Consider the following 22,732-nt stretch of genomic DNA (forward strand, 5'->3'; position numbering starts at 1 on the left):
CGGATGCACGGGCTTTCCATCGAGAGCTGGATTAGGGAACCATGATCGATACCTATGACGCATTGATCGTTGGAGCTGGGCCCGCCGGCCTGAGCGCCGCCCTGATCCTCGGGCGCTGCCGGCGCCGCGTCTTGCTCTGCGACAGCGGTTCACATCGCAATTCAACTTCCCGCGCAATCCACGGTCTGCTTGGGCACGAAGGCTGCTCCCCTAGCGAGCTGCTCGCAATCGGTGCCAAAGAGTTGGAAAAATACGCCACCGTGGCGCATACCCACGCAGAGGTCTCAACGATAATGCCTTCGAATGGAGGATTTCGATTCACCTGCACCGGCAACGCCTCTGGATCTGCGCGCAAGGTCTTGTTGGCGACGGGCCTGGTCGACGAGGTTCCAAACCTTGCCGGGATCGGAGCGCTTTACGGGCGCTCAGTGCACCACTGTCCCTATTGCGACGGCTTCGAACACAGCGACCAACTGATAGCGGTCTACGGCGCAGGAGATAAAGGCGCCGGACTGGCCCTGATGATGACTCAGTGGTCGTCGGAGGTGATCCTTTGTACCGGTGGAGAGGGCACGGTAACAAAGGCAATGACGCAGCGACTATCTGAACGCGGCATCAAGCTATTCCCGGATCCGATTGCTGAGCTTGAAGGAGACGGCGGCCGGTTGAAACGGATTCGCTTTCAGAATGGCGAAGCCGTCGAGCGGACTGCGATGTTCTTCACGACGGGCTGCCACCAGAAATCAAATCTATCGAAGCTGCTCGGCTGTACTCGTGATGAAAAGGGCGGTGTCGTCACTGATCCGGTTACTGAGGAGACCAGCGTGCCAGGCGTATACGTCGCGGGCGATGTATCGCGGGACGTGCTGCTCGTGGCTGTGGCCGCCGCAGAAGGTGCAAAAGCAGGCGTCGCCATCAACCATGCGCTCCTTAAGGAAGATGGACTGTGTTAGTAACGCTCTTAGATGTCCCAATTCACCTTGAACGGCGCGCACAAGTTCCGCTTTGGGTCATGAGCACGCGTCGAGCCATCTGCACCTTCGACAGCTATTCCCCGTACAGCAGAAGCAAAAAGTCGATGGCGTTCGCCTCGCCAAGCTAAGTGCGGCGGAGTTCCGCCAGTGGGACGAAGCCCTCATCGTCATTGCCCTCGAGGGGTGCCCCTGCATACGGCGGCTAAGCCGACGATGGATCAAGCCGCTCGATTGCGAGGCGTGCCAGCGCCGTTATGCCTTCAGCCAGCCCGCAACAGCCTCCTGCTTCGGCAAGCCCCCTGCGTGCACTACCTTGCCATCGATGACGATGCCAGGCGTCGACGCGATGCCGTAATGCGCGATCGCCGCGTAGTCTGTGACTTTCGAGATCGCAACCTCAACACCGAGTTTCTCAGCCTCGGCCTTGACCATATCCGCTGTCGCCTGGCAGCGTTTGCAGCCGGGTCCCAGGATCTTGACGTCTTTCATGAGCGCCTACCTCGATCAGTGAAACAAAGCGTTGAATATGTATCCGACAACGAGGATGCCTGTGCCGACCACGCCGACGAACACGAGGATGAGCTTCATCGACAGCACCTTGCGCAGGATGATCATCTCGGGCAGTGACAGCGCGATCACGCTCATCATGAAGGCGAGCGTCGTACCGAGACCTGCGCCCTTCGCAATGAGCGCTTCAACGATCGGGATGATGCCTACGGCGTTGGTATACATCGGGATGCCTAGCAAAACCGCAGCAGGCACGGACCACCAGGTGTCCGCCCCCATGACGCGTGCCATCAGGTCGGCCGGAACGTAGCCGTGAATGAGCGCACCCGCTGCAATGCCGACGAGGATCCAGATCCACACCCGACCGACGATATCCTTGACGGCCTCGATACCCGCCTTGATGCGGTCCACGAGCGCCAAATTCTGATCGGGAAGCTCGGCGTAGCCGGCGCGAATGTCGCGCACCCATGGCTCAAGCCAGCTCTCCAGCTTCAGTCGGCCAATGACGTATCCGCCGAGGATTGCGACCGACAATCCCAATGCCAGATAGGTCACCGCCACCTTCCAGCCGACGAGCGCAAACAGCAGGCCAAGCGCCACCTCGTTGACCATGGGAGCGGCAATAAGGAAGGAGAACGTAATCCCAAGCGGAACGCCGGCGCTGACGAAGCCAATGAAGAGAGGTACGGCCGAGCACGAGCAGAACGGCGTCAATGTGCCAAGGCCCGCGGCTAAGACGTTTCCGATGCCCTCGACGCGCCCGGCAAGCAGGGCCCGCGTCTTCTCTGGCGAGAAGAAACTGCGAACGACGCCCATGGCAAACACCACCAGCGTCAGGAGAAGCAGGACCTTCGGTGTGTCGTAGACGAAGAATGCGATGGCATCGCCAAGATGGGTATTGCGCTCCATGGGTAGCAGCGACACGACCCACTGCGAGAAGGGGACGAGCTGACGGTAAAGCACGAGCCAAAGGCCGAGCATGGCAAGCGTTCCGCCCAGCCACTTGAGCGCATCCAAATCGCGCCGGTGCAAAAGCCCTGCTTCGGTGGATTTAGTCATCATGACAGACCTAGCCGTGGCATAGACAGCGATGCTTTGCGGGGCCTAGCCTTACCAAGCGTGACTTTGGTGGCAGCCAGTACAGCCTCGACAATTCGTTCGGCTTCCTTCGTCAACTTCGGCGTCCTGCGATAGCGGACCCATTGTGCATCCCGGCGGTCTACGACGAGACCGCAGGATTTAAGCGCCGCCATGTGGCGAGACATTCTCGACTGCGTCGCGTCCAGCATGGCCATCAGCTCGCAGACGCAAAGCTCACCCCTCTCGTCGAGGAGAGCCAGCGCCTTCCGACGTGTCGGATCGGATAGAGCCGCCAATGCTGAGCTGAGGTCGGGTTCGGTCATGTGCGCACCTTGTTCAGACCTCAAGATATGCGCATGGACGCATATGCGCGCATTGACATGAATCAATTGGCCATATCGTGGAGGCGACGCCTCTACTCGAACGCAGCGTAGCCGAGATAGCGCTCATCGCGGCGACGTAGCGCGTCACGCTATCGTACTGAGTCGTCAAAGCCGCATGACCTCACACAGCGGACGTCTGCGTCCCGATGAAAGGGGCAGACTGCCGGGCACGTTGGCATTCTGCCATTCGAGCGGCGCTGTCCGAACTTATACACTCATGGATCATGCCGATCGGGTGGCGCCCGTTGCCCGCGGACGTTCGACTTTTGGGCCGCGACGGTCACTGGGTCGGACAGCATGGCGGAACGAAAGTGGCGATCAAAGTGCGTTGCCCCTTCGAGAGCGCCTCAAAGGAGCAGAACAATCTCGCCGACCAATAGTGCCAAGCTTGTTGCAAGCCCGAGTGCCGGCACCCACGCGGGGGCCACGAACACGTCCGCCGGCGCTGTCAAGCCGTCGATCTTAAGTTTGAGCAGCGCGGCATTGACGAACGCAAAAATGATGAGCGTGATCCGTGAGCTTGCTTCGGCTAGCCCCTCGATCGGAAAGGCCAAGGCGAGCACCATCACGGCAGCAACCACTATTCCCGTCGCGGCGAGCGGAGTGCGCGTGCGTGCGTTAACGCGCGCGAGCCGTGCTGGCAGCAGCCCTTGCGCCGCCATTCCGTAGATCACCCGCGAGCCCATGATCATGAACACGACGATGCCGTTGATGGTCGCGGCGACGGCGATTGAGGTTATGACCGCGGGCGAGGCGCCGGTGACGCGCTCGTAAACAAGGCTCAAAGGAGCTGCCGTCCGCGCCAGTTCCTCGCGCGGCACGGCGACCAGCGAGACCCAGACGACCAGCACGTAGAGCAGCGTCACGAGCGCCAGTGTGAAGAAGATGGCGATCGGCAGCGTGCGGGACGGCTGCTTCACCTCCTCGGCGATATTGGCGAGCCCTTCGAATCCGGTGAACGCAAAGAAGGCGAGGAGGATGGCTCCGGCAATCCCGACCCACGCCGCGGCGCCGTCCAGCCCGCTCCAGATCTCAGGCAGCCGATGGAAGAGGTCGGGCGTGTATGTGGCGCCAAGGCTGACGATAAGCAGCAGGCCGCCGATCTCGATCAGCGTCATGACCCCGGCAAACGACACGGACTGCCAGATGCCTATCGCCGTCAGGACGCCGAGGCCCAAGACGACGAGCGTGACGATAAGCGGAGTCGGCCAGCCGACCAGCACCTGGATATACCCTGCGCTGCCTCGGCTCACCGTTGCCGCCGAGATGATCGCGGTGGCGATGACGAGCAGACCAACAACGCGCGCGAGCAATGCCGAATTCAAGCCGGCCCGCACGTAGGTCGCCTCACCGGCGCTCATCGGCATGCGCGAGGCGAGCTCGGCGAACGATGCCGCTGATGGTGCCATGACGAGTGCCGCGAGAATGAAGGCGAGCGGCGCTTGCATGCCGGCGCGCCCCACGACAGGCGCGATCAGCACGTAAATGCCGGCTCCGATCGTTACGCCGAGACCGTAGAGCACGCTCAGCCACAGCCCAAGGGAGCGCTGCAGCTTGATTTCGGCTTCGGGCGCCTTCTGACTGCCGGTTGTCACCAGTCTGCTCATCGCTTGTTTCTCAATCACCTGGACTGTCGTGGATCCGAGGTTCTATCTAGACTTAACGATCCGCGCCTCCGATCTTGTCATCGCCTCAGTAGATGAAAGAGGACGACGCCTATGGCTGAATACAAAGAATACGTTGCATGGGACGTTCCCACGCGCTGGTTCCATTGGATCAACGCGCTGGCCGTGATTGGGCTCATCGGCACGGGCCTCGTCATTCTCTTCGACGATGCGCTTGGGCTGTCGGCGCCGGGAAAGCTCACCCTCAAAGGCATCCATGCATCCTTCGGCTACGTCATGGCTGTCAACTTGCTGTGGCGGTTCGTTTGGGCCTTTTTAGGTAACCGCTACTCGCGTTGGCGCAGCGTCCTCCCGGGAGGGTCCGGGTATCTCGCGGCCCTCAAAGCGTATTCGGCTTCGTTTCTCTCCGGCGAGCCGCAACAGTATGTGGGGCATAATCCACTCGCTCGCGTTGCCGTGGCCCTGCTGTTCCTGCTCTTGCTCGTGCAGGCGGCGACGGGCATCGTCATCGCTGGGACTGACTTGTTCTGGCCACCGCTTGGCGGCTCGTTCGCGGCGTGGGTGGCTGCTCCCGGCGTTGATCCATCCTTGGTGGTGCCTGGCGCAACCGACCTTATCGACAAGACTTCTTACGACGCGATGCGCGCCTTCCGCCGTCCGTTTGTTGAGGCGCATGAACTTGGCTTCTATGCGCTGGCCATTCTGATCGTGCTCCACCTGATTGCGGTCGTTATGACGGAGATTCATGAAGGTGGAAGCATTACGTCGGCAATGTTTACCGGGCGCAAGATTCTCTCACGTTCTCCGCCCGACGCCCCCTGAGTTCTTCTTCCTGGTCTGAATCCTGCTTCTGAGTAGCGTCCCATGATCAACGAGCGCCTAGCCCGGCGCGCTCTTATTCTTACCACATTGCTTGGCCTCGTGTTGGGCGGCGCTGCTGTACTCGCACGCCACCCTGCGTTGGCCGGGTGGATATGGGCGGCGGCCACAGTCCCTGTCGTTATCGCTCTGGCCGTCTCCATCGTTTGCGACTTGATGGCGGGACGCGTGGGCGTCGACGCCATCGCCCTTCTGGCCATGGCTGGCGGTCTTGTGTTCGGGCAACCCCTAGCCGCCATCGTCGTCGCCATCATGTACACAGGCGGGAGAGTGCTCGAGGACTACGCCGTCAGCCGCGCCGAGCGCAACTTGAAGACACTCGTCGATCGCGCGCCGCGAATGGCGCATCGACGCATCGAGGAGACAATCTCAGATGTCGACATACGAAATGTGAAGGTTGCCGACGCGATCCTCGTGCGTGCTGGTGAGATCATCCCCGTCGACGGGTTGATCACTTCTCCGATCGCGATCGTAGATGAATCGGCACTCACCGGCGAGCCGATCCCGGTCACGCGCCGGGCTGGAGAGAGCGCCCGGAGCGGCACGCTCAATGCCGGCGACACCTTCGAGATCACGGCGACGGCCACGGCCGAGGAGAGCACGTACGCCGGTATCGTCCGCCTGGTCACCGCCGCGCAGACCGCCAAAGCACCGTTCATTCGGCTAGCGGATCGCTATGCGCTGTTGTTGCTGCCCGCGACGATCTTGGTCTCCGGGCTGGCGTGGGCACTGTCGGGAGATCCCATTCGCGGGCTCGCCGTTCTGGTGGTCGCCACACCGTGCCCGCTCATACTTGCTGCCCCGGTAGCGTTTATCGCTGGCGTGTCGCAGGCAGCGCGCCGCGGCATCATCATCAAAGGCGGCGGGCCGCTTGATGCCTTGGCCCAGACGCATACCGTTCTGTTCGACAAGACAGGCACCCTGACAATCGGCGGAGCCCGTCTGATCGCCGTCGAAACCGCGCCCAACAAAGACGCTGACGAGGTGTTGAGCCTTGCGGCGTCATTGGAGCAAGCCTCGCAACATGTCGTCGCCGCCGCCATCGTCAACGCCGCTGCTGCTCGCAGGCTTTCCCTGCACATGCCCCAGCAGGTGCATGAGGTCATGGGATCCGGCCTCGAGGGCCTCGTCGCCGGACGCAGGGTGCGTGTCGGCTCGCATCAACTCATCTTCGGCGCACGCAAGCCGGACGAGTGGGCGGCACGTGCATTGCGCCGCGCCTCCTGGCGCTCAGCGCTCAGCGTGTTTGTAGCCGTAGATGACCGCGTCGTCGGCGCCCTGCTCCTTGCCGACGAACTACGCAAGGAGAGCCCTCGCGCCATTCAATCGCTCCGCTCCGCCGGAGTTGCTCGGATCGTGATGGTCACCGGCGATCACGCCGATGCCGCGGAGACGATTGCGGCAGCGCTTAATATCGATGCCGTGCTGTCCGATCGGGTCCCGTCCGACAAGGTGGACGCGGTCGTCATGGAGAGTCGCCTTCATCCAACATTGATGGTGGGCGATGGCATCAATGATGCTCCGGCGCTTGCAGCGGCAGATGTCGGCGTTGCTTTAGGAGCGCGCGGCGCCAGCGCTTCATCGGAAGCGGCCGACGTGGTGATCGTTGTGGATAGGCTCGACCGGGTGTCGGAGGCTGTCGCCATCGCCCGACGTGCCCGACGCATCGCTCTTCAAAGCATCGTTGCTGGCATGAGCCTTTCGGGCGTTGCGATGGCCTTTGCCGCCTTCGGGTGGCTAGCGCCCGTTGCGGGCGCGCTGACGCAGGAGGCCATCGATGTCGCCGTTATTCTCAATGCGCTGCGGGCACTGACGCCTGGGTGGCGCTCACGCCGCGCAGGACTACCTGGCAAGACAGCGCACGCCCTCAGTGACGAACACCGATTGCTCGAGCAGGAACTGGACAAGCTGCGATCCATTTCCGACGCGCTTGATGATGCAAGCGATCAACGTGCCGTAGACCTAATCCTTAGCGCGCACGCGATTATCGAAGAGAGCATTGTCCCCCACGAGCGCGAGGATGAAACTGCGCTTTATCCGCGGTTGTCGAAGCTATTGGTCGACATCCACGGACTGTCGGCAATGAGTCGGGCGCACCGCGAGATCCTGCACCAGGCGAGGCTTTTGGCGCGGCTGGCGCATGGCCTGCGGGCGGAGGACGCCGACAAGTACCTCGTGCGCGATGCCCAGCGGGTGATCGGCTCGATCGAAGCCCTCGTGCGCATTCACAACGCGCAGGAGGAAGACATCTACGAGGAAGCGACTTCCGCTTAGAGGCAGACGATTTGTTGGGCGGACACATGCGCCCAATTTGAGCGAAAACCCTCGCATATCGGGTCTGCTGCGCCGCACACGGTTGATTGTGGTCAACACCTTAGGCGGGCTAGGCCAATATTGTCAGTAGCCTGAATGACAGAATTGGAGGCGTGCGATGAGACGAAATGCAGTTGTCACGTTGGCCGCTCTTGCAGCCATCCTGTTCGCCACCGCCACAGTGGGCCTCGCCCAGCAGTCCGAAGCCGATCAAGGTCCGCCCGCAGGGATGGGCATGATGGGCGGCGGGATGATGGGAATGATGGGCGGCGGCTGCCCGATGATGGGAATGTCGGGGCGTAGTGGGGACGCGTCCACTTTCGCGGAGGGACGCATCGCTTTCATCAAGGCCGAGCTTGCCATCACCGACGCCCAAAAGGATGTCTGGGACGCCTACGCCACGGCGCTGCGCAAGAACCTTGAGAGCATGCAGCAGATGCGAGCCACCATGATGGGGGCTACGCGGCCGACCAATCCCGTCGAACGGCTCGACCTGCATATCTCGACGATGGAGTCGCGGCTTCAAGCGCTGAAAGAGGTCAAGCCGGCGTTGGCAGCCCTGTATGCCACGTTGAGCAAGGAACAGAAGAGGAGCGCCGAAAGTCTCCTTACTGGCATGGGCTGCATGATGTGACAGGGTGGCTAGAGTGATAGGTGCCGATGCGGCTGACGGTACGCTGACAACACTCAACAGCGCGCCGTCAGGGTCGGTAAGGCAGTCTTCATTCACCCGACGCAATGCGCGGCCGGGAATGATGATCAAAGGAGACTGCCCATGCGAAAGTTCACAGCCATCGCGGCCGCAATTGCCATTCTCGGAACTGCCTCTGTAGCCCACGCCAACAGCCTCGGGCGCCCATGCACGACCGCCAGCCAAGACAAGTGGCTCAGCATCGAGGCGCTGCAGAGCAAGGTCGAGGCGCTCGGTTACAAGGTGCAAAAGGGCAAGCTCAAGAAGGCTTGCGGGGAGTTTTATGCCGTCGACAAGACCGGAGCGCACGTTGAAGTGTTTGTCGATCCGACCAATGGCGCCGTCGTCGGCACTCTGTAACGGGTGCGGCGATGACCACCTCGCATTCCACCCTCACGACTGTAGCCGGCGCGACGCCGCCGGCTACGATCAAGGTTTGGGACCTATTCATCCGCGTATTTCACTGGTCGCTGGTAGCGCTGTTCGCGACCGCCTACTTAACGGGCGATGAGATTGAACGAGTGCACATTGCTGCCGGCTACGCGATCGCGGGCTTATTGGTCTTACGCATCGTGTGGGGGTTCATTGGGCCGCCGCATGCGCGCTTTGCCAACTTTGTGCGCTCGCCTCGTGCGGCATTTGGCTACCTGCGAGCGGCTGTTCGTCTGCAGCCACGCCGCTACATCGGGCACAATCCTGCCGGTGCGCTAATGGTTGTCACCCTCATTTCTATGCTCGCCATGACCTGCGTGACGGGCTACCTGATGACGACCGATGCCTATTGGGGATCAAAGCTCATCGAAGACGTCCACGGCGCATTGGCCAACGGTACGGTGGCACTCGTTGTGCTGCATGTGCTGGGGGTACTGGCAGCTAGTCTCGAGCACCGCGAGAACCTCGCAAAGTCTATGTTCACCGGACGCAAGCGGGCATCCTGACTTGACCTCGCCTGAGTAAGAGCCGCGTAATGGTGGCGCACGGCGGACCGTCGCAGCGACGTGCCGCCGTGGCCGAGAGGACCACGATATGATCGAGGTCAATCGGCTTCGAAGCGCTCGCCGTATTATCTGCAAAATCTCTGGCAGCTCTCGTTGCTTGGATCCGGGCTCGTGAACCTCAGAAGACAGCGAACGGATGGTGACATGTCCTACTACTTCAACACCAGAAAGCGTGGCTCATTCGACGTCGTGGTCGCCGAGACAATACTGGCCCTCAAGGCCGAGGGCTTCGGCATCATCAGCGAGATCGATGTGCAGAAGACACTGCGTGAGAAGATCGGTGTCGCCTTCCGTAAGTATATGATCCTCGGAGCATGCAATCCGACGCTCGCTCATAACGCACTCCAGTTGGAAGACAAGATCGGGACCATGCTACCCTGCAACGTAGTCGTGCAGGAGCTGGAGGATGGCGTGGTCGAAGTGGCCGCCATCGACCCCGTAGCATCGATGTTGGCCGTCGATAATGCTTCGTTGAAGCGGGCGGCGGCGGAGGTCGCGCAGCAGCTAAAGCGCGCCATCGACAATTTGGCCTAGCCGATTGCCTGTGCCGGCACGTCAAACGGGCCATAGCAACAAGGAGAATGCGATGAAAGCGCTCATTTATGCGGGCCCCGGATTGAAATCCGTTGAAGAACGCCCCATGCCGGAAATCACTGCGCCCACCGACGCGATCATCAAGATCACCAAGACGACGATCTGTGGCACCGACCTGCACATACTTAAGGGGGATGTTCCGACCTGCAAGCCCGGCCGAATTCTAGGGCACGAGGGCGTCGGCATCGTCGAGAAGGTTGGACCGGCCGTCACGGCGTTCAAGGCGGGAGACCATGTACTGATCTCCTGTGTCAGCGCCTGTGGAAAATGTAACTATTGCCGCAAGCAGATGTATTCCCACTGCACAACCGGTGGCTGGATCCTCGGCAACAAGATTGATGGCACGCAGGCTGAGTTCGTCCGCATTCCCTACGCGGATATGAGCCTCTATCCGATTCCCGACGGCGCGGACGAAGAAGCGCTAGTGATGCTTAGCGACATCCTGCCAACCGGCTTCGAGTGCGGCGTGCTAAACGGCAAGGTTACGCCGGGCAGCACTGTTGCGATCGTCGGCGCGGGGCCGATAGGGCTCGCAGCCCTTCTCACCGCCCAGTTCTACTCGCCGGCCGAAATCATCATGATCGATCTCGACGACAATCGCCTCGCGGTAGCGATGCGTTTCGGCGCCACAGCGACCGTCAACAGCACAGATGGCAAGGCCTTAGAGAGGGTCATGGCGATGACCGGCAAACGCGGCGTCGATACCGCCATCGAGGCAGTGGGAATTCCGATCACCTTCGAACTGTGCGAAAAAATTGTGACTGCCGGAGGCAACATCGCCAATATCGGCGTGCATGGAAAGAAGGTCGATCTCCATCTGGAGGAGCTGTGGGACCGCAATATTTCCATCACCACGCGACTGGTCGATACGGTCACCATACCGATGTTGTTCAAGACCGTCGGCTCGAAAAAAATCGATCCCAAGCTCCTGATTACGCATCACTTCAAGCTCGATAAAATTCTCGATGCCTACGAGACCTTCGGGAATGCCGCCGAGACAAAGGCGCTCAAGGTGATCATCGAGGCTTAGTGGACCGGCCATTTGGGGGCACCGCCGAAGACGATCGGCGACGACGTCCGGTCTGGTCAAACGCGCCTGTTCGCGACGACGTAAAAGCGACCGGAATACGCTCAACAACAGACATCGTTGACTGAGAGCGGCGCCGCTCCTAGTGACCGCCCCGAGATGTCGGCTAGTGATGCTGTGGACGGGATCCATCACCCGGCCTGAGCGACCAGTATGGTTCTCGGGCTTGAGATGGAGGAAGTCAGATGGTGCAGCCAGTCACGGTCGGCCTTGATATCGCTAAGAACGTTTTTTATGCCCATGGCATCGATGCTCAGGGGCAGAAGGTCCTCAGCCGCAAGCTTCGCCGCCGGTCGAGGGCCTTCTTCGCAAAGCTAGAACCTTGCCTCGTCGGCATCGAGGCCTGCGCGACAGCGCATCACTGGGCCCGCACGATCGAGAAGCTGGGCCATCAGGTCCGGCTCATGCCGCCGGCATATGTGAAGCCCTATGTGAAAACCCAGAACAACGATGCAGCCGATGCAGAGGCGATCTGCAAGCGGTGACCGTGGCTCCTTCATTCGTCCGTTTAAGAGCGGTGTTCCGGACTAACTCATTGAAAAGAATGGTGGGTGATGAAGGATTCGAACCTTCGACCCGCTGATTAAGAGGCAAGGAATTACTCAAGTTCCTCAACGCGCATTGCTACTTTGGCGGCTTTTTGGGTTGTATAGAAGTCAATGACTTGGCGGCGCTGGAGCAACGCGTTGTCTCCGACAGTTGAGACAATAGCACGCCGTCTGTCACGGACGAAAAGTCCCAAGAGCTGCCATTTCGCGACAGACGGTCGGCGCCCGCTGGACGATCGCCGACTAGGTCCGCTCGTGGAGGTGAACCGGCAGTCAGATATCGATCTTTTATCAGGATCTTCCTCAAGTCCGACGTGGTCACTCTCAATCCCCAGGTTGATGAGAAGGAACTGAGCGGCTCGAAGGTTGTCGGTTCGACGATAGATTTGTCGGGATGGAGCAGCCGTTACTTGGCGGCACCGCGCGCGTGATGACGATCATGCTGGCGGAGGAATACCGAAGCTGCGGCCCCGCTCGTGAGCGGGGCGATTCTTTTTACGTTGAAGGCTCCACCGCATCAGGCTGGGGATAATCCTGCGATTGCCCGCTTGCAGATTGGTTGCAGGTCAATCTCCTGGAATAATACTAGGGGATGGCTACCTTCTTCTCAGACTATTTCGGACTGGATTCGAACGTCCTTGAGGAGCACGGCGCGTTCGATATTTCCATCGTGAATGACCTGCCGCTTTTCATCGACCCGTTCCTGCTCTTCAGCAGCGAAAAGCCCGAGTATCAGGCGCTCCACGACGACATCATCAAGTACCTCGTTTTCCTGCGCGACAAGGCGATTTCCGGAAAAGCGACGGACGCGCAATTGAAGCGCTTGTATTGCTTCCCGGAGGTAAAGCAGAACTGGCTCGGCTTCTCGGTGCATGGCAATAGCGGGTCTGGCCTCGGCATCGACTTTGCTCGTGCCCTGCACGCAAACCTCCATGAACTTCTGAAGGATTTCGGATCGGAGGCAATCACTGCGGGGAGCCAGAGAAGGTGTGCCTCATCAGCGACGGCGTCGGTCGAGATAACATCAGCGATTTCACCGCTAAACTGATCAAGCACTACTTGTGCGGCTACACGGCCTCTTTCACGATAAAGTACCTTCGGAAAGATCAGATGCGATTGGTCGGCATCGGTGATGCGAGGTTCCACTACGGCCTAAGCGCGTGGGTGCGCGAAGAGTACTGGCTACCCTGGAAGGATGGGGATTATGTGCTCCTCACGCCGAAGGACATGCTGACGCGGGACGAGAATTGGATCAACCGGGGAGATCTTATCACCGGCTTCGAGCGCATTCCGCCTGCGATCCCTGACGCCGAATTGCGTGACCAGGTCTCAAGCTACTTCGCCTCTGTCCTCGTGCGTCCAAAGAACCGCGAGCCGAACAAGAAAGAGCGGGGCGATGCCGCAGCGCGCACGATGCTGAAGTTCCCTGAGTTGATCGACTACTACATCCGTATGAAAGAGGATGACGGCGAACACGCGGCCAGCGTGAGCGCTGAAAAGGTAGAAGAAACCGAACGGTTCTTCATCGAGCAGATCAGGGAACTTCAACGAGCACTTCTGGCGAACAGCCGGTTCTATGAGCACGGGCAAGAAACATATGAAGAGGCGCACGCCCGGCTTCGCTATCTGAAGGACGTGATAGAGAACAAGGGCGGGTACCGCCTCTTCTACGATCGCGGACAACCGATCGGCCGCGAAAGGGATCTACAGGTCCTCTACCGGCTCGTCTGGTATGGGTCGCCATCTGATGTCGGGACTGAAGCGAATGACGGCGGTGGGCCCGTCGACTTCAAAATCTCTCGGGGCAGTGACGACAAGACGCTCGTCGAGATGAAGCTTGCGAAAAACAAGGGGCTTGAGCGAAACCTTCAGCGCCAGGTTCCCATCTATCAGAAGGCAAGCGACGCGAAAGCGGGCATCAAAGCCATCGTGTATTTCACCTATGAAGAACAGTGTCGTGTCGAACGCATCATCGACAAACTCGGGCTGCGGGATGACAAAGAAATTTATCTCATCGATGCGCGCGCCGACAACAAACCATCGGGATCTAAGGCCTAAGTAAATCAACACCGCTCGGTCACGATACACTGCAGAAGGAGCCTCCCGTGCGCACAGCCCTCCTCGTCTTTTCTGTCCTTCTAGTTTCCATCGCGGTCTCCCCGGCCATTGGAGAAAGAGCTCCTGGCTTTGCGGTGGCCGATCGTTTGAAACCGTATGCAGACCCGAAAATCGTCGCAGATAGCGGTCGAACGGTGATCCAGCTCCTGGCCGCTGCCAAAATTGAAAGCGTGGCGAACGGTCTCGACCCGGATTGCAACACGCCCGAAGTGGAGTCGTTCTATCGCGGCATGCACCTGGCGCATCTCGCATACTACCTGTTCCTCTCTCGGCAAGAGGTCGGTCGGTTTGAAGACAGCAGTCCGACACAGACCGAGCCACCGCGCGCATTCGTCGATTTCGGACGCAACTCGCTCCTTCGCGTCTGGACCCCAAGCCTTCTGCTGCGGCTCCTCAATACCGCCGCGTCGATCGACGATCTTCCCGCTGATAGCCGCTCCGATCTCGCGCGGTTTCTCGCGCAGGTGCGCGAATTTCGCGCCTACCAAGTAAGCCTGCGGCCGGCGGATGCGGAACTGCAAGCGCTATACGGCCGGCTGAGCGACGAGAAATATCTGCGCCACTGGCGCCTCTTTCTTCCCGATGATGGGGTTGAGGGTATCAGGCGGCAGTTTCCGGATCGCACTCTATTCAACTTCGACGAGGAATTGCGAACGCTGGTGAACACGGTGCGCCCGCCCGACCTGCCGGCGCTCAGCAAATGCTACGAAGCCGGCTCCGCGTTCAGGATCGTCATTGAAGACCGGGCGATAGATTCGACAAAGTTGCTTCTACCGATCTCGTACATGGTGCGCTTCTGGGATCGCCGCGAGGCAGAAGGCACAGCCGACCTCGCCGACTTCCTGCTGGAGCAGGCGATCAGCCGCCTGCAATCGAAAGGGGATTGAGGTGCGGGCGTGGCACTGAGATATACTATTGCCGCGGACATTGAGCACGCATGAAACTCAGCAAGACTAACTATCTCGTCTATCGCGGCTGCGCCCACAACGCGTGGGTCAAGATGCACATGCCGGAGATTTACCGCGCGAAGCCGCTGTCGGTTTTCGATGAAGCCATCATCGAGACGGGGAACGATGTTGATGTCCTGGCGCGCGACCTGTTCCCAGCCGGCGTGCTCGTCGAGCGCGGTGATGCTGCCGGCTCGATGCGCCTCATCTCGCAGCATACACCCATCTTGTATCAGCCGGTTTTCGAGACCGACCTGTTCACGGTCGCGTGCGATATCCTCGTGTGGAATCGAGCGACGCAATCCTACGATCTTTTCGAAGTGAAGGCTTCCACGAGCGGCGACGACAAAGCGGCAAAAGACGGTCTCTACGCGCACGACCTCGCATTTCAGGCGCTTGTTCTGCGTGAAAATGGCGTACCGCTCGGCGGGTTGTATCTCGTGCGCCTCGACAGCACGTACGTCAGCGATGGCACGCTTGCATTGGATCGCCTTTTCACGCGCGAGAATTTCTCTGTGCAAGTTGCACTCATCATCGAAGCGGTACGTGCCGAGATGCATGCCGCGTATCTCACGCTGCAGCGCGCGCAGCCGCTGCCGGCGCCTTGTTCCTGCATCTACAAGGGCCGCAGTAGCCACTGCACCACATTCGCGCACAGCAATCCTGACGTGCCCGAATACAGCATCCACGATCTCGCACGCATCGGCAGTTCGAAGAAGAAGCTCGCAGCGCTCGTGGATTCTGGCGTGCTGACCATTGAAGATATACCGGATGGCTTTCACCTTACCGACAAGCAGCGCCATCAAGTCCATGCCGCGAAGACCGGAGAGCCGTTTATAGATCGCCAGGGCATCGCGACATTTCTCGCAGCGATGGACTATCCGATCTCGTTTCTCGACTATGAGACGTATCCCTGCGCGCTGCCGCGCTTCGCCGGGTACAGTCCGTTCCATCAGATCCCGTTTCAGTTCTCTCTGCACGTCGTCGAAGCGGACGGCACGATGCGGCATAGCGAATTTCTCTTCACCGACCGCGAATGCCCGGATGCTCCGTTCGTGGCCGCGCTCGAAGCCGCGCTAACGAAGACGGGCACAATCGTCGCGTGGAACCAAGCGTTTGAGAAGGGGATCAATACTAAGCTGGGCGAGCGCCTGGCGCAGAGCGCCGGCTACCTAAGTTCTGTTAACGCACGGATCATCGATCTGATGGAATTGTTCGCAGCCCAGATGTACGTCCACCCTGCATTCCGCGGAAAGACCTCCATCAAGTACGTCTTGCCCGCGCTGGTGCCGGAACTCTCGTACAAAGGACTTGCGATCCAGGAAGGCGGTACGGCGAGCGAGACGTGGAACAAGATCGTAACGGGGCAGATGGACGCTCAGATGGCGGGCCGGGCACGCAAAGCCCTGCTATCCTATTGCGGCATGAATTCTCTGGCGATGGTGGAAATCTGGCGAGTCCTGCGGGAAGTCGCAGCATGACAATCAACCTGTTCGAAGCAGAACTCGACAGTGTGTTCGCGTTGCTGGGAAAGGATGAAAATAGCGCGACATTTGCTCTCGGATGGATCATGAGCAGGTGCCCTATATTTCGCGATTCCTTCCTGTCGGATCTGGCAGGGAGTGGTATCCGCGCTCACACTGCTGCAGTGAGCATGCAGCAGCCCTCGGAGTATGGGGGATTTACGGACATCGAGATCGTTGCCGAAGGATTTGGTCACGCGATCATCGAAGCTAAGCAGGGCTGGGCAATACCCACGGCAACCCAACTTACGAAGTATGCACAGCGGCTTAAGCATTCTCCCCAGACCGGACGGATCGTGTCGCTCAGCGCCGCAGAGGACTATTACGCCTCTCGCCATCTGCCGAAGTCGATTGCGGGATTACCCGTATCACACCGGTCGTGGTCTCACATTCAGCGCCTCGCCATCGAGGCATGCAGCAGCTCACGCTCTGCGGAGGAGCGACTGTGGCTGCGCGAATTCACGCAGCATCTGAAGGTTTACGTCTCAATGCGAAACCCTACCGACAACACGGTATACGTTGTGTCCCTCTCAAGAAATCCGGTGAATGCAGCCTATCCGGACTATTCCTGGATCGACGTCGTGGAGAAGGAGAACCGCTATTTCCACCCGTGCGGCGGCTCCGGCGGGTGGCCGAAGCTGCCCATGAATTACATGGGCTTTCGGTATGGTGGCGAGCTCCGATCCGTCAGGCATGTAGACGCTTTCTCCGTTGTAGATAAGCTGTCCGAGATAGATAGCCGATGGAGCGATGAACCATGCATGCACTTCGTTTACGTGCTCGGCCCTCCGATGCTGCCCGCACGGCGGGTTGGCATGGGTAGGCTTCGCCACGCCGGACGGGTGTCTTGCGCCATCGACACGTTGTTGTCGGGCGAATGCGATACGCTAAGTGACGCTGCCGAACTGACCAAGGCGCGTCTTCAGAAAGGCGCCGTTGTGAGAGTGCCGACGGCAGGTTGAGGCTGCGATCACTGCAGCTATGCCCCCAAGACGGGTCATGCGGCCGCTATTGCTGCTGGAAGCTCCCTAAAACGAAGTTCGGGACGGCCTCATGTGCACCCTCGGGCTGAACAGGCAACGTTTCACCAATCAGACTGTCGGGATAGGGCGTTCGATGATCGCGGCCCTTCGAGGGCAACCGATCCGATGAGGAAGTGGCTGATGTGCAAGTGGTCGGCCCGTTGGCCTTAGGGCACGCCGCAGGCTTGCAGCGACGCTTGAGTGAGATCTCAAGGTCGGCTTCCGAATGTGCAGTAGACTAGCCCCGGACGTGGCAAGCTGCTCGTCGTTGCGTCACCCAGGTGACTGCTTTCTCGGCATTGCGACAATCGCGTCGCCTTGTCGGCTCCAAGCCCGGTCCCTTACCAGGGCGCGCGGACTGGCGTCGCAGTTGTCAAGGATATCTTGACCACTGCGCCACTTGTCGCTGCGTTTGAGAACGCAGGCGCCATCTCAGCAGAAGTCGTCGATGCATGAACGCCCTTTGTCCTGCGAACGGCGTGCATGGCAGCCAGCCAAAGGTTTACGGATAGCCGGCAATCAACCTCAGCGTCTCGGCAAGCCGACGCGCGTCTGCGCCAGCTCGGCGTATCAAAGGAAAGCGAGACAGTGCTCCAACTCCGAGCGGCTGATGGCGAGCTCGGGCCGCCTTCCTGATCGTCCCGCCAATTCCCACGCGAAAGCTTGATAACCTAATGGCTCGAAGGGCGGACGCTGGTCCAAGGCGGCATAGAGTGTGACGAGCCACCGACCAGATTCCGTTCGCAAGCCGTTGGTCGAATGAGCCAGGTTCTGCAAGCGATCGACTCGCAATCGACCACCGCAACCTCAATGGAATAGCTTCCCGGCCCGAGGGCCGAGGCTTCGAGCCCACTTCGTCGGCGCTTGTCACGATACCGAGGATCGTTGGGTCGCAACCGGTTCGCCCCGTCAGTCCTTCAGCACACTACTCTGAAAGGCTGTTTGTGTGCGTTTTTTCCCCAGCATCGCGCAGGGTGGCGGTAGCAGAATCGGAGGACCGCGGATAGTTGGGGTTTATGGTCCGTAATTTCGAGATCGGCATATTCGTCATAAACCTCGATCGCAGCGCCTCGCGTATGCGCTCGATGGAGCGCCAGCTTTCCTCGTTCAACCTCAACTTCACACGCATCAGAGCGGTGGACGGCGATCGGGACGACATCACCAGCGAGATGGCCGGTGCCGGCCTAAAGCTCGGTGAGGTCAATGGACGCCCTCTGGGACCGCGGGAGATCGGTTGCTATCTGAGCCACATCAAGGCGTTCCGCGCCATGAAGCGAGCCAACCTCGAGGCTGCGTGCATCCTGGAGGATGATGTCGAGCTGGGGGCCAACTTCCCTTTAGCCCTTCGATGTCTTTCACAACATTGCACGGATAATATCGTCGCCAAGCTGGAGCCATGGCCGAAGCCGCGCCTTGGCGTGATTGTCGGCCGCGCTGGAGACCACCGAACGATCTACTCTCCGCAAGGGCTCATCGAGACGGGTGCTTATTTCGTCACGCAGACCGCCATCGATGCAATGCCTGATTTACAGACGATCACGGAGCCGTTCGACCACGCGCTTTTTGCCGACCGGCAGACCGGACCATTAGTAGTCACAGTTTCGCCTGCGGCAGCCAAGCAATCCGATCGTTTTCAAAGCCTGATCAAAGTCGATCGCGAATTGGGCCGCGCAACTCAGCGGCGCATGCCTCGACTTCAGCGCGAACTTTGCCGGCCGTTCATTCAGCTGTCTGAATTTGTCCGGGCAATCGTACGCGTCTATGAACGCCTCGGCATCAAGGCCGTCTTAGATCTCCGTTACAGACGAGTTCTGACCGGCGCGGTGCCCGCAGCCGGAGGAGCGATCAGCCGCGCTGCAAGGCCAAGCTGGCCACCCCGGATCAGCGCTCAGCCAGCATTCCGCGGAGACCGCTTGTGACATCTATTGCCCCGGTCATGCGTCTGCGGGAAACCGTTGATCACTTCCTATCGCAGTTCCGCGGCCAGCGCATTTTGCTCTACCCCAATCCCGGGAATGCGGGCGACTGCCTCATTCTGACCGGCACTGTTGCCGCCCTGGATAGGGCGGGCGTCCAATACTCCGTCATCCCGAGGCAAGCCGATGTTACAGGGGCGACGGTTCTAGTCGGAGGTGGCGGCAATTTGGTGCCGCTCTATCGTGATATCAGCGACGCGCTGGAGCGGTTTCTACCTCGCGCTGCGCGGATTGTCATATTGCCCCACACAATCCGCGGTCACTCCCGTCTGCTGCGGCGCTTCAATGAGCGCGTCGTAGTGCTTTGCCGGGAAGCAGAGAGCCTGAAGTACGTGAGGCGAATCAACCCGCATGTTGAATCCGCGCTCGGCCATGACATGGCATTTCACATCGATGCAGAGCACCTGCTCGCTCGCACCGACCTGACGGTGAGGGCGATGCCGATTATCGAAGCCAGCCTTGCGACCGCTGGATTGTCTCTGGACTCGATGCGTGCCATGCCGCGGGTTCGCTTTATGCGGACAGATATTGAAAGTACGGGAACTTGTTCCGCGGGCCACATGGATCTCTCCGCAACACTCGGAGGTGTGAGTTGCGTTGCCAGTGCAGAGATCACGACCTTCACCCTTCTCAAGATCGTCTCAACCGCGCGCCACATCGAGACAGATCGACTGCATGTCGCCATAGCTGCAGCCTTATGCGGCGTACCATGCGATCTACACGACAACAGCTATGGGAAAAACGGCGCGGTCTTTGCCGCTTCGCTCAGCAGCTTTGCCAATGTCCGACTTGTCGAAAGTTCTCGGCCGGCGAACGCGTGGGACCGGCTCACTCCTGACGAGCGGAGGTTGAGCCTACGCAGAGATCTGCGCCCCAAGCGCATCGTGAAGCGCATCGGCTTCTGGGCCCGGCGGCTGGAAGGTATGGTTTCCAATTCGATGTCGTCGAGGCATTAGCGCGCGCGATCTGTGCACAACGAAAGGCAATTCAACGTTGGCCTTACTTCATGTAGACGTCTCTGATGACGGGTTGCGCCGCGAATTGCGGTGCGACGAACTCATGCGGCCAATTTGGTTTGAGTTCTCAGCTTCGCTCCCCCCGCCCCGCCTCGAACACAAGGATTTCGCCCTCCTGGCGGCGCTGCCTCTGGCAATGAATGCCGGCGTGGATCTGGAGGCTGACTTTACCGTCGATGCAGATCTCCTCGATGGACTGGATCACTACCAGGACGTCTGGCACGTTTGGCGGCCGGATCTATTTCGCAAGAAGATCAAAATAGCGGTGGCTGAGGAGCGATCTTGTGCTCCACCGGCATCGCGGACGGACCCTGCGGTCTGTGCTTATTCCGCCGGCGTCGACAGCACCTTCACGCTTGTGCGACACGTCACGGGCGCCGCAGGCAGGGGCGCACGCAGGCTGCAGTCTGCCGTGATGGTGCATGGGTTCGATATGCCGCTCGATGCCGCCGATGGATTCCGGTCCCTGTACCACCAGGGCAAATCGATTACGGACCAGTTCGGCGTATCCCTGTTTCCAGTAAAGACAAACTGGCGACAGGCCGTCCGCAATTGGGAGATGACGTTCGCGGCAGGGTTAGCGGCAACCCTGCACCAATTCTCAGGCACCCACGGCACCGGGCTCATTGCGACCGAAGAGAGCTATGCAAACTCGATCGCAGTGTGGGGCAACAGCTTTTGGACGGACCGCTTCTTCTCTAGCTCCAGCTTTCGCATTGAATCGGACGGGGGCGCTTTCGATCGCATCGAGCGCGTGAAGCTCTTGTCCAAGCATCCGTCTGCAATTCCGCACTTGCGGGTATGCTGGGCTGGTCCGCGAAACGGGGAGAACTGCGGTATTTGCCCCAAGTGCGTCCTTACCAAACTCAATTTCGTCATCGCCAAAGTTCCAGAACCGTGGCCTTTCCCACAGGGCCTGACCTACGATCTCGTCCGCGATATGCCGATTATCACGCCATGGCAGGCAAAGTTCCTTGGCATCATCTTGGCGAAGCTCGAGGAGGATTCACCAGTCAATCGAGGTCTCGTTGCCACTGTCAGGGAAAGGCTTGCTCGACTTGGTCCCGACGCATCAAACATAAGCAGGAAGTCGCGAAGCAGAATATCTGCGCCCAAGTGGCTGCGATCATTCACTAGCCATTGAGCAGCGCGCGCCTGAGGCAGCGGAAGGTATACTCTTTCAGAAATGCAGATCGTCGTCAGCAAGAGCGTTTTGCTAAATCGACGCACGTCGCTTTGCCGAGTTTGCAGACATGGCGCCGCCGACGACTGCGTGAGGTGATGGGCTAAGCGGTGGGTCCGCACTTCACCTCCGAGCGGACGAACTGTCCAATTCCCATAACGGACTCGAAGCGGACATCAGCTCTCGACATGCGCTGGAGCGGCAGACCGGCACTCGTACACAGAAGCAGACATGCCCGCTGTCGACCGGCCGCAGCCGGTTCTCAGAGGCGAGCGCTTCCGTCGCAGAAGCTGAGCTCTGGGCGGCGGTAGACAAGTAGGCGAAAAGCCCGATTCGCGACGTCTGTCGGCTGCGCACAATCTACCGTCAGCGACGCTAGCCTCGTTTCCAGCGATTACGGTGTCCGATTGGCTCACTATTCGAGCCTTGCTAGGGTCGCAGTAGACAGCGAATCACGACCGGGCAGGGCGGCCAATGCATATTCGAGAATTGCTGAGCGATTCCAGCGACGATCACTCGCTGCTGGGAGCTTCGGATGCTGAGATCGCCGCACTCCAGCGCATCTTGGTTGAGAAGAACGGGCGGCCGTACCTTCGGTGCCCCGTCCGAAAGAAGGACATTCTCGCGAAGCCCGAGGAAGTGGTTCGGCAGTTGTGGGTTTACCGACTGGTCACCGAGTACAAGTATCCCCTCGAACGCCTGACCGTCGAGTACCCGGTCACGTTCGGTCGAGACACGTCCAAGCGCGCTGACATCGTCGTCTTCGACAAGGACCGCCCGACGGTCCCTTACCTCATCGTTGAGGTGAAACAGACCAAGCTCAAGGACGGCAAGGAGCAGCTCAAGTCCTACACCCACGCGACCGGCGCGCCCCTAGCTCTGTGGAGCAACGCCGGCCAGACAATCCAGTGGCACCGGAAGAATCCCAACTACTTCGTCGAGTTGCCTGATATCCCTCGCGCCTCGCAGCGCATCGAGGACATCGTCGACCAGCCGTGGACGATCCAGACACTTATCGACAAGGAGAACGAGCGCGACAAGGAAGGCTTCAAAGCACGCTCACTCCGAGACCTCATCGTTGATCTCGAAGACGAGGTTCTCGCCAACGCCGGCGTCGACGTGTTCGAAGAAGTGTTCAAGCTGTGAACCGGCATGCAATTTTGACCCCTTGCTGGGGGTAATCGGCGCGCAATTTTGACCCTACCCCCTGTGCTGAGAACATTGCCCTTGGTGCGTGCGTCGGCACGAGGGCGAGCGGGGGATGATCA

General features: G+C 59.8%; 21 protein-coding genes and 1 pseudogene. 18 read left to right on the forward strand and 4 right to left on the reverse strand.

From position 1 onward, the window contains the following. Positions 1 to 41: 41 nt before the first annotated feature. A complete protein-coding gene (locus NDB2M4_RS19535; RefSeq protein ID WP_072378057.1) occupies positions 42 to 953 on the forward strand; it encodes an NAD(P)/FAD-dependent oxidoreductase in 912 nt (303 codons plus the stop codon). 273 nt (positions 954 to 1,226) lie between these two features. Here NDB2M4_RS19535 and NDB2M4_RS19540 read toward each other — a convergent pair whose 3' ends face one another. The 4 genes from NDB2M4_RS19540 to NDB2M4_RS19555 form a co-directional block, all read right to left on the reverse strand. Then, positions 1,227 to 1,463 (reverse strand): thioredoxin family protein, encoded by a 237-nt coding sequence (locus tag NDB2M4_RS19540; protein WP_072378059.1) that lies wholly within the window; start codon positions 1,461 to 1,463, stop codon positions 1,227 to 1,229. A 15-nt stretch (positions 1,464 to 1,478) separates the two neighbouring features. Continuing rightward, the gene (locus tag NDB2M4_RS19545) at positions 1,479 to 2,543 is read right to left on the reverse strand and encodes a permease (RefSeq protein WP_072378060.1); all 1,065 of its coding nucleotides are present in this window, start codon (positions 2,541 to 2,543) and stop codon (positions 1,479 to 1,481) included. Then, the gene (locus tag NDB2M4_RS19550) at positions 2,540 to 2,884 is read right to left on the reverse strand and encodes an ArsR/SmtB family transcription factor (protein WP_072378062.1); all 345 of its coding nucleotides are present in this window, start codon (positions 2,882 to 2,884) and stop codon (positions 2,540 to 2,542) included. Before NDB2M4_RS19550 ends, NDB2M4_RS19545 begins: the two co-directional genes overlap by 4 nt. Positions 2,885 to 3,291: 407 nt before the next feature. Continuing rightward, on the reverse strand, positions 3,292 to 4,551 hold the full coding sequence (locus tag NDB2M4_RS19555) for an APC family permease (protein ID WP_072378064.1): 1,260 nt from the start codon (positions 4,549 to 4,551) through the stop codon (positions 3,292 to 3,294). Between the two features lie 111 nt (positions 4,552 to 4,662). Here NDB2M4_RS19555 and NDB2M4_RS19560 point away from each other — a divergent pair, with 111 nt between their 5' ends. The 17 genes and pseudogenes from NDB2M4_RS19560 (at position 4,663) to NDB2M4_RS19635 (ending at position 22,610) form a co-directional block, all read left to right on the forward strand. Next, complete coding sequence (locus NDB2M4_RS19560; protein ID WP_072378110.1) at positions 4,663 to 5,391, forward strand: cytochrome b/b6 domain-containing protein; 729 nt, start codon at positions 4,663 to 4,665, stop codon at positions 5,389 to 5,391. Between the two features lie 42 nt (positions 5,392 to 5,433). Next, positions 5,434 to 7,722 carry a heavy metal translocating P-type ATPase gene (locus NDB2M4_RS19565; protein WP_171988150.1) on the forward strand — a complete coding sequence of 763 codons (2,289 nt, stop codon included), beginning with the start codon at positions 5,434 to 5,436 and terminating at the stop codon, positions 7,720 to 7,722. A 181-nt stretch (positions 7,723 to 7,903) separates the two neighbouring features. Further along, positions 7,904 to 8,395, forward strand: a complete 492-nt coding sequence (locus NDB2M4_RS19570; protein WP_171988151.1) for a Spy/CpxP family protein refolding chaperone — start codon at positions 7,904 to 7,906, stop codon at positions 8,393 to 8,395. Positions 8,396 to 8,536: 141 nt separating this feature from the next. Beyond that, positions 8,537 to 8,812 carry a PepSY domain-containing protein gene (locus tag NDB2M4_RS19575; RefSeq protein WP_072378114.1) on the forward strand — a complete coding sequence of 92 codons (276 nt, stop codon included), beginning with the start codon at positions 8,537 to 8,539 and terminating at the stop codon, positions 8,810 to 8,812. 11 nt (positions 8,813 to 8,823) lie between these two features. After that, the gene (locus NDB2M4_RS19580) at positions 8,824 to 9,390 is read left to right on the forward strand and encodes a cytochrome b/b6 domain-containing protein (protein WP_072378116.1); all 567 of its coding nucleotides are present in this window, start codon (positions 8,824 to 8,826) and stop codon (positions 9,388 to 9,390) included. Between the two features lie 204 nt (positions 9,391 to 9,594). After that, complete coding sequence (locus tag NDB2M4_RS19585; RefSeq protein WP_072378118.1) at positions 9,595 to 9,984, forward strand: DUF302 domain-containing protein; 390 nt, start codon at positions 9,595 to 9,597, stop codon at positions 9,982 to 9,984. Positions 9,985 to 10,036: 52 nt separating this feature from the next. Then, on the forward strand, positions 10,037 to 11,074 hold the full coding sequence (locus NDB2M4_RS19590; RefSeq protein WP_072378120.1) for a zinc-dependent alcohol dehydrogenase family protein: 1,038 nt from the start codon (positions 10,037 to 10,039) through the stop codon (positions 11,072 to 11,074). A 242-nt stretch (positions 11,075 to 11,316) separates the two neighbouring features. Next, positions 11,317 to 11,610, forward strand: a pseudogene (locus NDB2M4_RS19595) (transposase); the annotation flags it as partial. 661 nt (positions 11,611 to 12,271) lie between these two features. After that, entirely contained in the window at positions 12,272 to 12,727 is a 456-nt protein-coding gene (locus tag NDB2M4_RS20550) for a hypothetical protein (RefSeq protein ID WP_244536239.1), read from the forward strand. Beyond that, positions 12,667 to 13,737, forward strand: a complete 1,071-nt coding sequence (locus NDB2M4_RS19600; protein ID WP_244536240.1) for a hypothetical protein — start codon at positions 12,667 to 12,669, stop codon at positions 13,735 to 13,737. The genes NDB2M4_RS20550 and NDB2M4_RS19600 overlap by 61 nt, the downstream gene beginning before the upstream one ends. 47 nt (positions 13,738 to 13,784) lie before the next feature. Continuing rightward, positions 13,785 to 14,684, forward strand: coding sequence for a hypothetical protein (locus NDB2M4_RS19605; protein ID WP_139247389.1), 900 nt, complete (start codon positions 13,785 to 13,787; stop codon positions 14,682 to 14,684). Between the two features lie 50 nt (positions 14,685 to 14,734). Further along, positions 14,735 to 16,225 carry a DUF2779 domain-containing protein gene (locus NDB2M4_RS19610; RefSeq protein WP_072378126.1) on the forward strand — a complete coding sequence of 497 codons (1,491 nt, stop codon included), beginning with the start codon at positions 14,735 to 14,737 and terminating at the stop codon, positions 16,223 to 16,225. Further along, positions 16,222 to 17,229: a hypothetical protein gene (locus tag NDB2M4_RS19615; RefSeq protein WP_072378128.1), complete on the forward strand. Its 1,008-nt coding sequence runs from the start codon at positions 16,222 to 16,224 to the stop codon at positions 17,227 to 17,229. Before NDB2M4_RS19610 ends, NDB2M4_RS19615 begins: the two co-directional genes overlap by 4 nt. A gap of 1,076 nt (positions 17,230 to 18,305) precedes the next feature. After that, on the forward strand, positions 18,306 to 19,208 hold the full coding sequence (locus NDB2M4_RS19620) for a glycosyltransferase family 25 protein (protein ID WP_072378130.1): 903 nt from the start codon (positions 18,306 to 18,308) through the stop codon (positions 19,206 to 19,208). A 17-nt stretch (positions 19,209 to 19,225) separates the two neighbouring features. Then, a complete protein-coding gene (locus NDB2M4_RS19625; RefSeq protein ID WP_072378132.1) occupies positions 19,226 to 20,221 on the forward strand; it encodes a polysaccharide pyruvyl transferase family protein in 996 nt (331 codons plus the stop codon). 73 nt (positions 20,222 to 20,294) lie between these two features. Continuing rightward, positions 20,295 to 21,425 (forward strand): hypothetical protein, encoded by a 1,131-nt coding sequence (locus tag NDB2M4_RS19630; RefSeq protein WP_139247390.1) that lies wholly within the window; start codon positions 20,295 to 20,297, stop codon positions 21,423 to 21,425. Positions 21,426 to 21,938: 513 nt separating this feature from the next. After that, positions 21,939 to 22,610 carry a type I restriction enzyme HsdR N-terminal domain-containing protein gene (locus tag NDB2M4_RS19635; RefSeq protein ID WP_083556621.1) on the forward strand — a complete coding sequence of 224 codons (672 nt, stop codon included), beginning with the start codon at positions 21,939 to 21,941 and terminating at the stop codon, positions 22,608 to 22,610. Positions 22,611 to 22,732: the final 122 nt, after the last annotated feature.

This window comes from Hyphomicrobium sp. NDB2Meth4, assembly GCF_900117445.1.
Lineage (GTDB): Bacteria > Pseudomonadota > Alphaproteobacteria > Rhizobiales > Hyphomicrobiaceae > Hyphomicrobium_A.

What these genes read in the sequence shown, in the direction of transcription:
- NDB2M4_RS19575 (WP_072378114.1), top strand. Translation starts at nt 8,537, where the DNA reads ATGCGAAAGTTCACAGCCATCGCGGCCGCAATTGCCATTCTCGGAACT.
- NDB2M4_RS19565 (WP_171988150.1), top strand. Translation starts at nt 5,434, where the DNA reads ATGATCAACGAGCGCCTAGCCCGGCGCGCTCTTATTCTTACCACATTG.
- NDB2M4_RS19545 (WP_072378060.1), bottom strand. Translation starts at nt 2,543, where the DNA reads ATGATGACTAAATCCACCGAAGCAGGGCTTTTGCACCGGCGCGATTTG.
- NDB2M4_RS19580 (WP_072378116.1), top strand. Translation starts at nt 8,824, where the DNA reads ATGACCACCTCGCATTCCACCCTCACGACTGTAGCCGGCGCGACGCCG.
- NDB2M4_RS19535 (WP_072378057.1), top strand. Translation starts at nt 42, where the DNA reads ATGATCGATACCTATGACGCATTGATCGTTGGAGCTGGGCCCGCCGGC.
- NDB2M4_RS19585 (WP_072378118.1), top strand. Translation starts at nt 9,595, where the DNA reads ATGTCCTACTACTTCAACACCAGAAAGCGTGGCTCATTCGACGTCGTG.
- NDB2M4_RS19590 (WP_072378120.1), top strand. Translation starts at nt 10,037, where the DNA reads ATGAAAGCGCTCATTTATGCGGGCCCCGGATTGAAATCCGTTGAAGAA.
- NDB2M4_RS19560 (WP_072378110.1), top strand. Translation starts at nt 4,663, where the DNA reads ATGGCTGAATACAAAGAATACGTTGCATGGGACGTTCCCACGCGCTGG.
- NDB2M4_RS19615 (WP_072378128.1), top strand. Translation starts at nt 16,222, where the DNA reads ATGACAATCAACCTGTTCGAAGCAGAACTCGACAGTGTGTTCGCGTTG.
- NDB2M4_RS19620 (WP_072378130.1), top strand. Translation starts at nt 18,306, where the DNA reads ATGGTCCGTAATTTCGAGATCGGCATATTCGTCATAAACCTCGATCGC.
- NDB2M4_RS19635 (WP_083556621.1), top strand. Translation starts at nt 21,939, where the DNA reads ATGCATATTCGAGAATTGCTGAGCGATTCCAGCGACGATCACTCGCTG.
- NDB2M4_RS19540 (WP_072378059.1), bottom strand. Translation starts at nt 1,463, where the DNA reads ATGAAAGACGTCAAGATCCTGGGACCCGGCTGCAAACGCTGCCAGGCG.
- NDB2M4_RS19555 (WP_072378064.1), bottom strand. Translation starts at nt 4,551, where the DNA reads ATGAGCAGACTGGTGACAACCGGCAGTCAGAAGGCGCCCGAAGCCGAA.
- NDB2M4_RS19550 (WP_072378062.1), bottom strand. Translation starts at nt 2,884, where the DNA reads ATGACCGAACCCGACCTCAGCTCAGCATTGGCGGCTCTATCCGATCCG.
- NDB2M4_RS19610 (WP_072378126.1), top strand. Translation starts at nt 14,735, where the DNA reads ATGAAACTCAGCAAGACTAACTATCTCGTCTATCGCGGCTGCGCCCAC.
- NDB2M4_RS19625 (WP_072378132.1), top strand. Translation starts at nt 19,226, where the DNA reads ATGCGTCTGCGGGAAACCGTTGATCACTTCCTATCGCAGTTCCGCGGC.
- NDB2M4_RS20550 (WP_244536239.1), top strand. Translation starts at nt 12,272, where the DNA reads ATGGCTACCTTCTTCTCAGACTATTTCGGACTGGATTCGAACGTCCTT.